The organism is Helicobacter sp. MIT 14-3879 (genome assembly GCF_003364125.1).
Genome location: NZ_NXLP01000002.1, coordinates 135709 through 149198, shown reverse-complemented (window position 1 = coordinate 149198; position 13490 = coordinate 135709). Strand labels below are relative to the sequence as shown.

13 protein-coding genes and 1 pseudogene are annotated in these 13490 nt (G+C 28.0%); 7 read left to right on the top strand and 7 right to left on the bottom strand.

Going from position 1 to position 13490, the window contains the following annotated elements; all coding sequences use genetic code 11:
- Positions 1-231: 231 nt before the first annotated feature.
- From CQA44_RS02145 to CQA44_RS02135, 3 genes are read right to left on the bottom strand one after another with little or no spacing between them, the layout of a single operon-like run.
- On the bottom strand, positions 232-789 hold the full coding sequence (locus CQA44_RS02145; RefSeq protein ID WP_258864873.1) for a hypothetical protein: 558 nt from the start codon (positions 787-789) through the stop codon (positions 232-234).
- 53 nt (positions 790-842) lie between these two features.
- The gene (locus tag CQA44_RS02140) at positions 843-1178 is read right to left on the bottom strand and encodes a hypothetical protein (RefSeq protein ID WP_115545634.1); all 336 of its coding nucleotides are present in this window, start codon (positions 1176-1178) and stop codon (positions 843-845) included.
- Positions 1179-1214: 36 nt separating this feature from the next.
- The gene (locus CQA44_RS02135) at positions 1215-2609 is read right to left on the bottom strand and encodes a PhoH family protein (RefSeq protein WP_115545633.1); all 1395 of its coding nucleotides are present in this window, start codon (positions 2607-2609) and stop codon (positions 1215-1217) included.
- Positions 2610-2724: 115 nt separating this feature from the next.
- Here CQA44_RS02135 and tpx point away from each other — a divergent pair, with 115 nt between their 5' ends.
- The 5 genes and pseudogenes from tpx to aroC all read left to right on the top strand — a co-directional run bounded on the left by tpx (position 2725) and on the right by aroC (position 6556).
- Positions 2725-3222, top strand: coding sequence for a thiol peroxidase (tpx, locus tag CQA44_RS02130; RefSeq protein ID WP_115545632.1), 498 nt, complete (start codon positions 2725-2727; stop codon positions 3220-3222).
- Positions 3223-3317: 95 nt separating this feature from the next.
- Positions 3318-4352, top strand: a complete 1035-nt coding sequence (locus CQA44_RS02125; protein WP_115545631.1) for a lipopolysaccharide assembly protein LapB — start codon at positions 3318-3320, stop codon at positions 4350-4352.
- Positions 4327-4689 (top strand): annotated as a pseudogene (locus CQA44_RS13135) (RNase H family protein); the annotation flags it as partial. The gene CQA44_RS02125 and the pseudogene CQA44_RS13135, both read left to right, overlap by 26 nt.
- Before the next feature lie 54 nt (positions 4690-4743).
- Positions 4744-5481, top strand: coding sequence for a ribonuclease III (gene rnc / locus CQA44_RS13130; protein WP_408941372.1), 738 nt, complete (start codon positions 4744-4746; stop codon positions 5479-5481).
- Between the two features lies 1 nt (position 5482).
- Positions 5483-6556: a chorismate synthase gene (gene aroC / locus CQA44_RS02115; RefSeq protein ID WP_115545629.1), complete on the top strand. Its 1074-nt coding sequence runs from the start codon at positions 5483-5485 to the stop codon at positions 6554-6556.
- Positions 6557-6611: 55 nt separating this feature from the next.
- Here aroC and CQA44_RS02110 read toward each other — a convergent pair whose 3' ends face one another.
- The 4 genes from CQA44_RS02110 to CQA44_RS02095 all read right to left on the bottom strand — a co-directional run bounded on the left by CQA44_RS02110 (position 6612) and on the right by CQA44_RS02095 (position 10060).
- Positions 6612-7190 (bottom strand): hypothetical protein, encoded by a 579-nt coding sequence (locus CQA44_RS02110; protein WP_115545628.1) that lies wholly within the window; start codon positions 7188-7190, stop codon positions 6612-6614.
- Between the two features lie 237 nt (positions 7191-7427).
- Positions 7428-7973 (bottom strand): type II secretion system protein, encoded by a 546-nt coding sequence (locus CQA44_RS02105; RefSeq protein WP_115545627.1) that lies wholly within the window; start codon positions 7971-7973, stop codon positions 7428-7430.
- 112 nt (positions 7974-8085) lie between these two features.
- Positions 8086-9213, bottom strand: coding sequence for a glycosyltransferase (locus CQA44_RS02100; RefSeq protein ID WP_115545626.1), 1128 nt, complete (start codon positions 9211-9213; stop codon positions 8086-8088).
- Between the two features lie 97 nt (positions 9214-9310).
- Positions 9311-10060, bottom strand: coding sequence for a HugZ family heme oxygenase (locus tag CQA44_RS02095; protein ID WP_115545625.1), 750 nt, complete (start codon positions 10058-10060; stop codon positions 9311-9313).
- 176 nt (positions 10061-10236) lie between these two features.
- On the opposite strand from CQA44_RS02095, the gene CQA44_RS02090 reads away from it, so the two are divergent.
- Positions 10237-12504 (top strand): TonB-dependent receptor, encoded by a 2268-nt coding sequence (locus CQA44_RS02090; RefSeq protein ID WP_115545624.1) that lies wholly within the window; start codon positions 10237-10239, stop codon positions 12502-12504.
- Positions 12494-13468, top strand: a complete 975-nt coding sequence (locus tag CQA44_RS02085) for an iron ABC transporter permease (protein WP_115545623.1) — start codon at positions 12494-12496, stop codon at positions 13466-13468. The genes CQA44_RS02090 and CQA44_RS02085 overlap by 11 nt, the downstream gene beginning before the upstream one ends.
- The last annotated feature ends 22 nt before the right edge of the window (positions 13469-13490 follow it).

Sequence of the window (13490 nt, the reverse complement as noted above, 5' to 3'; positions counted from 1 at the left end):
AAATTTTAAAAGCCTATTAAATTAAAATTAATTATTATATAAAGATACTCAAAAGCTATCTAGTAATAGTAAATAAAAATATTTTAACCCTTTTAAAATTTTAGAATAAATTTTAAAAATACCTAACAAATATAACAAAACTTAAAATTACTATCTCTTAAATAATATCTTTAAATAAAACTTTTGTGGATTCTAATGCCTCTTATCTTACATTTTTTATATTAAAAGATTTTATAAGTTGTCAAACAAAATAGGAATATCTGGATAATACATAGCATTTGGTGAATCCAACCCTGTTAAATTACCAAGCCCTATTTTTAATTTTGCGTCTTTTGGAATTAAGTCATTTCTCATATATGAGACCTCTATAACATCACACCAAAATAAACCACTATTATAAAAAACATTTCCATAATTATTAAAATGTGTGTGGATAGGAGTATAATAATCTCTTAATTTTTCTAAGATTCTAAGTCTTTTTTGGCTTAATTTTTCATCATTTGGATTGCAATTATGGAACTCAAAAATAGCTTGAGAAAAATACTTATTAATTAAGCCTAAATTTACAGAATCCAAAATATCCCATTCACAATCCTCAATATCAATTTGTAATATATTATGACAATCCTTATTCAAACTATTTTCTTTTATCAATCTATCAAACGCAATAATATCTTCACCATCATTAACTCCTACAAACTTCTTATGAAATATAATATTTGGGTGATTATATGGGGCTTTAGATATACTTGCATCATATTGAATAACTTTATACCCAATATTTGCCATCTCTAAATCCCAAGGAGAGTATGATGAAACTCCAAGAGATACTGCAATGGGTGTTAATTTTTTATTAGAAAATGGGGGGGGGTTGCCATAATATAGCCACCATCGTTGCTACCACCAAATCTCTTTAGTTTAATTATGCTTGCTACATCTATACTTTCCACATCAATTGGACGAACTAAACTCAAATATTTCCTAATGTTAGATTCACTACTAGATGATTTCATAAAACCTGCTGGTTTAGGATAAAAAGATAATAAAATATCTTCTTTATTAGATAAATTTAAATCTTTTAAAACATTATAGGCTAATATCTCTCTTAAACTTGTTTCTATATTATTACTAAATAAACTATGCAATTTTCTTTTTACATACTGCTTTAACTTGCTCATTCTCTCTCCTTTAAGATTAAAATAATAATATAAAATCTACATATTTTCTTCAAACCATTGTGCAATATCACTTCTAATAGTATTTTTAAGCTGGATTCCACTTATAAAATCGCTATTTTGTGCTTTTTGTAAAAGAGTAACCGCACCATTTCTAAACCTACTTAAATATGGATGATCTATTTGTTTCCAATCACCTAAAAATACAATTCTACAATCTTGTGCTATCCTAGTTCCAATAAGCTTTATAGTTGCATCAGAAGCATTTTGTGACTCATCAAATATAACAAACTTTTTTCCAATACTAACACCTCTAGCGTGTGCTATATCCATAACTTCAATATTATGCTTTTTTATAAAATATTCTGTGGCATCTCTTTTTTCAATAGTATTTACATCTCCACTATATTCAATTTTTTTTGCAAGAGAGCTTTCTTGAAGCTTATCTATCGTAAAATTTATCGCACTATATAGTGGATACATAAAATAACTTAATTTCTGACTCTCATCACCTTTTCTAAAACCAAGCTCTGCTTCTTTATCATTTGATGTAATTGTATTTCTCATATAAATTATACCATCAACAAGACCTTTTTTAATTAGCGTCAATCCAGCTTGAAGTGATATTAACGTCTTACCACTTCCTGTGCTTCCTGTAACTATACTAACTTTACTTTTAGGGTGAATTAGCATTGCATAAAGAAGCTTTTGTTCTAAATTAATTGGACGAATATATGGAGAATTCTCCTCAATAATAAAATCTAACTTTTGTTCTTCAAATTTACCATCAATTTTAAACCCAAACTTCTTTTTACCTGTTAAATATAATGAACTATCAGTATTATCTTCTTCATTAAGCTCAATTATACTCCAATCCTTAAGCTTGGTAAAATCTGTATTTCTTTCTAAAGAATCCTCATTTAAGTCTTTATGAATATTAAACTTCCACAAAAAATTAATATCGCTAGGGTTTTCAACCATATTTCTAAAAATAGATTCTGCAATAACACCCTGTGAAATTGATTTAATTTTTAATGAAATGTCATTTGTTAGCAATATAAATTTATAATCCTTTGCAATCTCTAAGATTCTGCTATCATTTAATCCATAATCAAGATGCTGGGTTTTATACTTTTCTCTATAAATTATAAATATATTAAATTCTACATTTTTATTTTTAAAGAGTATTTTATAAACAATATCAGCATCTTTGCCTAAATTCCTCTTTTTGACTTTATTATCAGAATTAATTGCACGGAAAAATTCTCTGCTAAAATATCCCAACTCATTTTGTAAATCTTTCTTTCTATCTAACTCATGTAAAACAACATCCGAAATAAATATTTCATTTTCACCATTTTGTGAAATATGGGTAAGATTCTCTATATCATCTAATATTATAGATGTATCTAAAATGTATCGTTTTTTCGACAAATGATAATTCCTTATTAAAAATTTATAATACATATTTGTATTTTTAAATTATAATTCTAGTCTTATTCCAAAAAATAGAATTTTAGAATAAATAAACTAAACAAAGGATAAATTAATGAATGTAAAGTTTAAAGGAAACCCTGTAAAAATAGTAGGAGATGAAATAAAAATTGGTGAATTCGCACCAAGTGTAAAGTTAAAAGGTAATGACTTAGGATATGTTATAGTAGGTGGTAAAAAAGATAAAATTCAAGTATTAAATGTAGTGCCTAGCCTTGATACACCTGTATGTGCAATACAAACTAAAACTTTTAATCAAAAGGCAGCGAGCTTACCAAATGTAGAAGTTTTTGTTATATCTATGGATTTACCATTTGCACAAGGTAGATTTTGCTCTGTTGAAGGAATTGCTAATCTAAAAGCATTGAGTGATTATAGAAATAAAGAATTTGGTAAAAAATATGGTGTTTTAATAGATGATTCTCCTCTTAGTGGATTACTTACAAGAGCAGTTTTTATAATAGACACTGAAGGAAAAATAATATACAAAGAAGTATGTGAAGAAATTACAAAAGAACCTGACTACGAAGCTGCATTAAATGCTATAAAATAATTTCCACATATAAATCTTTATAAAGATTTATATGTGAGTTTTACAGATAAATATTAGGTATAATCTAAAAAATAATTTTCTGCTAGGAAGCTATTGTGGATAGTTTTTTTTCATTTTATAAAGATCCTCTATTTAGTATTATTATAATAATATCTATAATAATAATCGTTGCAATTGCTGACTATACAAGAAATAGATTTAAACTTAAAGAAAAAAAAGATTCTCTCAATGCTTTAGCTAATAACTTTAATTACTATAAATTTGATGAAAATATAAATACTGCAATAGAGATTTCTAAAGCTCCTATACAAACATTAACTTTCATAGCAAATATTTATGTAAGCAATGGAAACTTTGATGAAGCAATAAAAATATATCTTTCTATACTTGATAAAACAAAAGATATAAAAAATAAAATGGATATTTTTGAATTACTAGGAATGACATACTATAAAGCTGGATTTATGCAGAGGGCAAAAAATATTTTTATAGAAATTTTAAAAAATAATCCTAGAAATTTTAAAGTTCTATCTTTACTTATGCAAACTTATGAAACATTGGGTGAGTATAAAAATGCTTATGATGTAATTTCTTGTATAGAAGAATTAGAAGGAAAAATGGATAATGTAAAAAAATATATTAAGATTCTAATTTTAATAAATGATAGTATTATGCCTCCTATGCAAAGAGAAAAAGAAATATTAAAAATTAATTCAAATATTACAAATAAACTCACTCTTAGCTATATCAAACAAAATAATTTAGAAAAATTTTGGGAATTAATACTAAATACTAAGAATATATATAATTGTATTGATATTTTATGGAATCTAGACAATCCTCCACTAGAGCTTATAAAAAACCATAAGGAAATATCTGATGTTTATCGTGCAAAAGGTATTATTAATGATAATATAGAATGTGATATTTTTGAATTAGAAACGATAAGAATCTTAAATAAAAATTCATCAAAAAATGGCACGCTTGGCTTTAAATATTGCTGTGCTTCTTGTCAAGGGATATTCCCATTTGAAACCCATCGCTGTCAATCTTGCGGGGAATTAGGAAGTATGAATCTAGTTTTAGAAATAATGGAAAGGAAAAATGAAAAAAATTACTCTCTACTCTGATGGCAGTTCTCTAGGAAATCCTGGTTTTGGTGGCTGGTGTGCAATGCTTAAATACCAAAATAATATTAAGATTATCAAAGGTTCAGAAGAGAATACGACAAGCAATAGAATGGAGCTAAAAGCTGTAATAGAGGGAATAAAGACTATAAAAGAAGATTGTGAAATTAATATAATTAGCGACTCAAAATATGTTTGCGAAGGCATTAATTCTTGGCTAAAAAATTGGGTTATAAAAGATTTTAAAAAAATAAAAAACACTGATTTATGGAGAGAGTATGTAAGCTTATCTAAGAGACATAAGATAAAAGCTACTTGGGTAAGGGGACATAGCGGACATTTAGAAAATGAAGAATGTGATAAAATTGCAAAAGAAGAAGCTAGTAAACTAAAAATAAATAATAAGGATTCTACTAATTGCACACAAGATTCTAAGAATCATAAACAAAATATATGGTTAAATGATTTAGAAATACTACAAAAAAGTATTAAATACAATTTCAATAATCAAGCACTTCTAATACAGGCTCTGACACATAAAAGCTACAATAAAACTACTAATAATGAAAGATTAGAATTTCTTGGTGATGCGGTGCTTGACTTGCTAATTGGTGAATATGTATTTAATAAGCTAAAAAATAGTAATGAAGGGGATTTAACAAAGCTTCGTGCAGCAATAGTAAATGAAAATAGCTTTACAAAGTTAGCAAATGCTATCACACTAGGGCAGTATCTATTCATCTCTCAATCTGAAATAAAAAATAAAGGGAGATTTAAACCATCTATCTTATCAGATGCTTTTGAGGCATTAATTGGTGCAGTTTATATTGATGGGGGGCTAGAATATGCTCGTAACATTACATATCATTTACTTGAATTAGTTTATAAAGAAATAGATTTAGATAGTTTGTTTGTAGATTATAAAACTGCATTACAGGAGCTAACGCAGGCGATTTGTGGAGTAATACCAGAATATGAATTAATAGATTCAAGTGGTCCTGACCACAATAAAAGCTTTACAATGCAAGTTAAGATAAATAATATGCAATATGCCATAGCAAATGGAAAAAGCAAGAAAGAAGCTGAACAAATGTGTGCAAAAGAAGCTTATTTTATTCTAAAAAAGAGGTAAAATGAACACTATTGGCAAAAAATTTAGAGTAACGACATTTGGAGAATCTCATGGGAAAGTTATTGGTTGTGTTGTAGATGGAGTTCCTGCAGGACTAATAATAGATTTAGAGTTTATACAAAATGAGTTAGATAGACGAAAAGGTGGAAAAAATATTTATTCTACGCAAAGAAAAGAAGAAGATAGAGTAGAAATTTTAAGTGGTGTGTTTGAGGGATATTCTACAGGAATGCCAATAGCAATGATAATTGCAAATAACAATACAAAGAGTAAGGATTATGAAAACCTAAAAGACATATTCCGCCCATCTCATGCTGATTTTACATACTTTCATAAATATAACATTAGAGATTATCGCGGTGGTGGGAGAAGTAGTGCTAGAGAGAGTGTTGCGAGGGTTGCAAGTGGAGCTATAGCAAAACTTTTTTTAAAAGAATTTAACATAGAAACAAAAAGTGGGGTATATCAAATTGGCAATATAAAGGCTAATAAAATAGACTTTGACTTTGCTAAACGAAGTGAGATTTTTTGTCTTGATAATGAAATAGAAAATATACAAAAAAATGAAATAAAAAATGCTAGAGAATCTCATAATAGTATTGGTGGAGTAGCTTTAATATGTGCTAGTAAAGTGCCTATTGGACTAGGTGAGCCACTATATTACAAGTTAGATTCTGCAATAGCTGAAGCAATGATGGGGTTAAATGGAGTAAAAGCTGTTGAGATAGGGGGAGGTATAGAATCTAGCAAAAGATTAGGTAGTGAAAACAATGATTTTATAAGTAAAAGTGGTTTTCTTAGCAATAATAGTGGTGGAATTTTAGGAGGAATTAGCAATGGTGATGAAATCACCATAAAAGTGCATTTTAAACCTACTCCCAGTATATTTTTAACACAAAAAACAATTGATAAACAAAATAATGAAATAGATTTTAACCTAAAAGGAAGACACGACCCCTGTATTGCCATACGTGGTAGTGTGGTAGCAGAAAACTTACTATCTATAATTATAGCTGATATGTTACTTTTAAATACGACTGCCAAAATGGATTATTTAAAAAATATATATAATTAGATTGCATCATAAGACTTAATTTATTTATATAAGAGGCTATGCCTCTTATATAAACTTAGAATAGATATTTATATCCAAGTTGGAATGAAAGTGGAGATTGAACAAATTTATTAGAGTCACTTCCGTGAATATACCAACCCATAATAGGTAATTTAAGTGTAGCATCAATTCTACTATTATTTCCTAATCCAAAAGTAAGACCTACTCTTCCAAAGAATGGAGCAATTCCATCACCTGTTGTAAATTTATTTGTAAATAAATATTCATATCCTACTCCAAGACCACCAAATGCACCAAATGCAAATCCACCTGTATTAACAAAATTTATTATAATATCTGCATTTCCAGTAATATCAATGATGTTAATGCTATTATTTAATCCTCTTGAATAGAATGCTTCTAAAAAGGCTCTAGCTCCAAAATAATTATTAACAAAGCCTTCTGCTCCAAAATTTAGTGAAACACTCCAACCATCAGAATCAAATCTATGTTTATTTTTTGAATCATAAATAGACGAATTAGTAGAGCCATTTGATGCACTCCCATACATTATATAGCCACCATCTGCACCAACAAACATTTTAGCTTGAGATATTGTCAAACAAGCTATTGCTAATATCAGAATCTTCTTCATACATCAATTCCTTTATGTTAATTTAAGTAGAGAAAGAATATCTCTAAAGACACAATCGTCAATTACCAATAAAAGTTAAACTTTTATTGATTAATATAAATTGCAGATAGTATTATAATTAAAAATAAAAAATTTAAACCTTAAAGAATAATGAATTATTAATTAAAAAGTAGAATATTATATATAAAATTACTATAATAGACATTTAAAAAATTTTTAATTAGTTTTTAAAACTAATTAAAATTCTAGTGTTCTTGTTGAAGTTAATGGTATTATTTTATTTGCATCTTTGCCATAGCTTTCTTTTAAAAGTGAGCAAATTGCTTCGTGAGGTCCTTGTGTATTTTTATCTGGCAAACTATTTGGGTTAAAATATAAATCTCCACTTGTTGTAATCTGTATAAGGTCTCCACAAGGCATTGGAACCCTTTGACCATTTACTACCCATTGATAAACTGGAGTAATTGTTCTATCACTAGCAATAGCTTTCATCCATCTTTGTCTATCAAGCCCGCCTACTTCTATCATCCATTCGCTCCAAGTAATCATAGTGCTTTTAGTTGGGTCGTTTGGTGCTGGAGCTTTACTAGCAGTTGTGTCTATATTATCAGCAAAAACTTTTGCTACAATAGCTTTCATAACAGACGATGCATCACTTCTTAAAGTAGCCACATGTGCATCCATTCTAGTAGCAACAAATCTTGGCACTGCTACAGCTGCCAAAACTCCTAAAATTACAACAACAAAAACTAACTCTATCATACTAAAACCATTTCTTTTCATAAATTTTCCTCATTAAATATTAAATAATTTTAAGTAAAGTAAATGAATTATAAATAAAATATTTTTAATGTTTTCTTAAAGAATTATAAAACAAATGAAAACCCAATAAACCTCATTTTGCAGAATCTTTAAAGTCTCTAATTGCTTCATTATATAAATCTAACATTTTATCTACGCATATATTTAAGTCATAATCTTTTGCACTCTTAGAATACTCTTTACCCAACTTATGCAATATGTGCTTATTTTCTATAAAATAATCAATTTTTTGTGCTAAATCTTTAGCATTACCTCTTTTAAACAAACTTCTCTCATCAAGTGTGAATTGTTTTGTAGCAGATAATTTACTATCACTTATTATTGGCACAACTCCACAGGCAATGGCTTCTAATGCAGAAATTGCCTCTCCATCAATATCTGCAGTATGGACATAAATATCCATTTTAGAATATAAATTAATTAATTCATCTTTACTGACAAATCCAAAATCAACTTTATTGCTTAAACTATGTGAAATTTTTTTATAGTAATTTTCACGAGGACCGCTACCTTTTAAGTGAAGTTTAATTTGTTTTTCATATTTGCTTAGTTTAACTGCATTGATTAGAATATCTTGCCTCTTTTCAGTTGAATATCTACCAGTCATTATGATATGAAAAAAATTATTATCTCTTTGTTTTGGTAGTGGCATAAATGAAGCATTAAAACCATTTGATATAACAAAAAGTTTTGAATTAAAATTATTTTTCCTAAGTTCATCTGCAATCATTTTCGATGGACAATGTATGTGCTTGATTTTATAATACATCCTGTGCTTAAAAAGCCAAAAAATAAATTTATGTGCAAATGGAATCCACCTTAAATTAGCATTATAAGTAATATGTTCTGGCTGTAAGTGAAAAGCACCAATATATGGGATTCCCATTTCTCTTGCTATTTTTACACCAACTATTTCTAGTTTAAAAGGAAGGAAAAAATGAATTATATCAGCATCTTTAAATGCCTTTCTTAATATCTTAGAATCCGCATCACCAAAGTGCATATTCTGACTATGTGCTATTTTTGTAACAAATGGAATATAACGCTCTTTTACACAATACATATTATCTCCACTGATATATGGGGCTACTACACGGACAATATGACCTTTATTTTTTAATGTAATACTTAAATTATTTGCACTAACTGCCGTTCCATTACTCTTATTTTTAAAACAATCGACAACTATAACTATAATCAAATAAAAACCTTAAATATAAAATCAAACTATAATTTTACATTTATTAACTTTATAGTTAGATAATAAGAGATTATAGCCTTATACGTTTTATTATAAATTATTTATGTGGCATTTTATGAGGATTCCCACTATTTCCTGCAAAATTTATTTCACCATTAATAATATCATAAGCTTGACCAAAGCCTTTCACAAAACGTCCATTCTTAAAATCTAATTTTATTAAATGAAAATCTTGCATTTTTCTAATAGTTTTAATTCCACTACTTTCTTTATGCTGAAGCTCAAATTCATCAAAAATCTTATCAAACTCCTCTCCTCTAGATATAAAACTAGCCTCACTTCTAAATCTAGCTCTTTTTCTAAGTATGATAGAAGATGCTTTGCTTTCATCTTCTATAAACATTATTTCAATATTTTTAGGATTATTCTTAATGTTTTCATAGTGTTCTGAAACCTCACTAATGTAAATATAGTTTCCCCATTCCGTTTGAATTAATGGTGCATAAGAACACATAACTTTATTATCACTACTAATAGTTGCCATAGATATTGAAGCAAAACCTTTTATAAAAGTTTCTAACTCTTCTTTTACCATAGCAATATTATGCGTTTGTTTTACACTCATACAAAGTTCTATCACAGCATCTTTAAGAGTTTCTTGTGTAGCTTTTTTTGGAAAATCAATATGTAAATTATGGCCATCATAAACAATATCTAATCCATTAAAATCAACACCAATCAATTCTACCTCATCCACCTTGCTTACTCCGCCAAATTTTCTACATAAGTCAATTAAATTATTCCTATGATGATTATTCATATGTGTAATAATATTATCTATACTCATATACTTTCCTTTCAAAAATAAAATTAATAGTTAAATTTTTAAATAAGATATTTTTAAAAACATATAAAGAGTTTAAGAAAATTTTAACAAAATAACTATTATAAATTCAATCTTAATTTAAGAATGATTATTATAATTTAAATAATATATATTAATCAATATTTTTGGAGAAAAAAATGAATATAAAATTTAAAATATTATTAATTATATTACTTATAAAAGTTACTATGGCAACTGAAAATAAAAGCTATAAGAACCTAGAAGAAGTATATATTGGTGAGAGCGTAGTTTCTATATTAGGATTTGATTTACCGATTAAAAATGGTGCAAGTTTATTAATACAAAAAAATAGTTTAGAATCTAAGGGATATCATTCATTAGAGCAAGCATTGATATACCAACCATTAATAACTTTCAGCAATAAAGGATTTGGAAACAATATAGATTTAAGAGGACAAGGAGAAGATGCAAATCGTGCAGTTAAAATTCTGCTAAATCGAGTGCCAATATCATTGCTAGATACAAGCCACGGAGTAGCAGCGTATAATAGCGTAGATATTGATGATATAGAATCCATTGAAATAATACCAGGGGGTGGAGCAGTAGTATATGGAAGTGGCACAAGAGGAGGAGTAGTAAATATAGTTACCAAAAAGCCAAGTAAGAATTTTGCAAGAGCAATTTTAAAACTAAGCAGTGGTGAAAAGCTGGGACTTCAAAGTGGGTCTTTGTCTCTTGCTGGGGGAGGAAAAGTAAGTGATAAGATATTTTTAAGGGGAGATTTTAGTGGCGGATATATCGGAGGAGTTAGAAATGCTAAGGGTATAGCTAGTGATAAAAGCACTATAAATGCGTTTAGAAATGATAATAGCACAAATTTATTTGGGGCATTCCAAGCATATTATGATATAAACGAAAACCATAAACTAGATTTTAATATTAGCTATGGACACTCCTATATAAATACTCCAATATCATATTTAGAATTTACTAAAACACAAGGTAATAGTCGTAATACATCAGTAATTACCAAAAACAATAAAGAGCTAAAAGATGAATGGAATAATCCTGGTGATTATAAATATAAGAATAATATAGATTTTTTAGCTACTTCTCTAAATTATAAAGGAAAAATAAGTAATGAAATAAGCTTAGATGCAATTGCTTTCTATCAGTTTAGCAATCTAAAGTATATAGATTATGAATATTGTCTTAGCACTAAAGCCACAGAAGCCTTTAATTGTCCTGCTGGAATTATGAATATGGGAGGAGGAAGTGGCTTTTTTAATCAAGGTGGTGGGGCAAATGTTAAATTTAAATATGATATTTTAAATAATTCTTTGGTTGTTGGGCTAGATAATATCTTAGAATCTTCAAATAGACTAAATTATATTAATCATATATTCCCAACACGAATTAATAACGCTAATAATACTAATATTTTACAATATATTAGTAATGTAAGAAATAAGGCTACTAAATTAAGTAATAGCCTTTATATTTATAATACCTACAAGCCTATTGATTTCTTTGATCTTGGTGTTGGAGCTAGAGTAGAGTATTCAAACTACTATATTAGCAATGTGCAAGATTATTGGCAAAAGACAAACACATTAGAGAATACAGAATATAATAAATTTTATACTCATACTTCTAGACTTGGATATGCAACAGAGATAGCTCCAAATTTTTATTATAGCAGTACAGGTAATGTATATCTAAGGACAGAACTTGGCTTTATCTCTCCATCTGCCTTTCAAATGATAAATGCAGATCCAAACTCTAGTATCAATAGCAATAATACAGGCAATCTTAATAATATTGAGCTAAATCATGTAAAACCTGAACAATATGTAACTGCAGAAATTGGACTAAAAGATAATATAGACTTTAATGACATATCATTTAATATTTTCTATACACATACATTTAATGAGATTTATGTAAATAATATTACACATGGCACATCTTATACTTATGGAAATCTCGGACAAACTCAAAGATTAGGGGTTGAATTAGTAGCGGGGCATAGCTTATTTAATAATCGCTTAAGATTCCAAGAGGGAATATCATATATTTATAGCAATATTTTTAAGGCAAATGAAAGTAATGCTAATCTAAAAAATACCTATATACCCTATGTTCCGTGGTTAAAAATTACATTTGCAATAAATGGAGAGGTATATAGAGATGATACTCAAAATATAGAATTATTTATGAATAACGCATATTTTTCTTCTAGTATAGACACAAATAAACATATAATGAATAAAGGAGGATATTTACTTAGTGATTTAGGAGTAAATTATAATATACAAAATTACAAAATAAGTGTTGGTGTTAAAAACCTCTTTAATTATTTTTATGCAACATATCAAAAATATCCACAATATCAACCTGCAATGGGACGAAGCTATTACTTAGAGTTAAGATATGCTTACTAAAAGATTAATTATTTGCTATGTTGTAATTATAATAGCCTATGCAACAATGCTGCTATTTGCTTTAATGATAGGCGAAGAGTATCTAAGCATTAAAGAAGTATTATTTGCTTTATTTAGCGATAATGAGCATAGCATTATTGTTAGAGAACTTAGACTTCCGCGAATTATTTTAGCTATATTAATAGGAATGTTACTTGCCTCATCTGGTGCAATTACACAAAATATATTTTCTAACCCCATAGCAGATCCATATATTATAGGCATTGCTTCAGCAGCTAGCTTTGGAGCAATTATGGCATATATGTTTAAACTACCAGATTATTACTTTGGAATCTTTGGTTTTATATGCTCTTGCCTATTTTCTCTACTTATTTTTATGATTAATAATAAGCATTCTATTGCTACTTTGTTAATTATTGGCATTGCTATATCATCATTTTTAGGAGGCATTACATCGCTTTTGATTTATTATATAGGAGAGGATTCCTTTAAGGTTGTAATGTGGCTTATGGGTTATTTAGGTCTTGCTTCGTGGAATAAAATATCAATTATTATTGCTCCATTGATATTTTGTCTAATATATTTTTATTTACACAGAAATGATCTAAATATAATATTAAGTGGAGATGAAGAAGCAAGAAATCTAGGTGTAGATTCTGTGCGATTAAAACTAAATATGTTAGTTATTTCATCTCTAGCAGTTTCTTTCGGAATAGCCTTTAGTGGATTGATAGGATTTGTAGGGCTTATTATCCCGCATATTATTAGAGTTAGCATCAAGAGCTATAATATGGCTTTAGTGCTTCCTCTTTGCACACTACTTGGTGGAGTATTTTTATTATTTTGTGATACTTTATCAAGAAGCATTATATCACCAATTGAAATTCCAATAGGTGTGGTTAGTGCATTTTTTGGAGCACCAATATTTTTATATCTAACATTAAATTCAAGGAGAGGATTTTGAGCATTAGTATAGAAAATCTATA

Bases quoted from the DNA above. Each gene is read 5' to 3' on its own strand.
- CQA44_RS02145 (WP_258864873.1), bottom strand. From the start codon at position 789: ATGGCAAATATTGGGTATAAAGTTATTCAATATGATGCAAGTATATCT.
- CQA44_RS02090 (WP_115545624.1), top strand. From the start codon at position 10,237: ATGAATATAAAATTTAAAATATTATTAATTATATTACTTATAAAAGTT.
- CQA44_RS02140 (WP_115545634.1), bottom strand. From the start codon at position 1,178: ATGAGCAAGTTAAAGCAGTATGTAAAAAGAAAATTGCATAGTTTATTT.
- CQA44_RS02105 (WP_115545627.1), bottom strand. From the start codon at position 7,973: ATGAAAAGAAATGGTTTTAGTATGATAGAGTTAGTTTTTGTTGTTGTA.
- CQA44_RS02110 (WP_115545628.1), bottom strand. From the start codon at position 7,190: ATGAAGAAGATTCTGATATTAGCAATAGCTTGTTTGACAATATCTCAA.
- tpx (WP_115545632.1), top strand. From the start codon at position 2,725: ATGAATGTAAAGTTTAAAGGAAACCCTGTAAAAATAGTAGGAGATGAA.
- CQA44_RS02095 (WP_115545625.1), bottom strand. From the start codon at position 10,060: ATGAGTATAGATAATATTATTACACATATGAATAATCATCATAGGAAT.
- CQA44_RS02085 (WP_115545623.1), top strand. From the start codon at position 12,494: ATGCTTACTAAAAGATTAATTATTTGCTATGTTGTAATTATAATAGCC.
- aroC (WP_115545629.1), top strand. From the start codon at position 5,483: ATGAACACTATTGGCAAAAAATTTAGAGTAACGACATTTGGAGAATCT.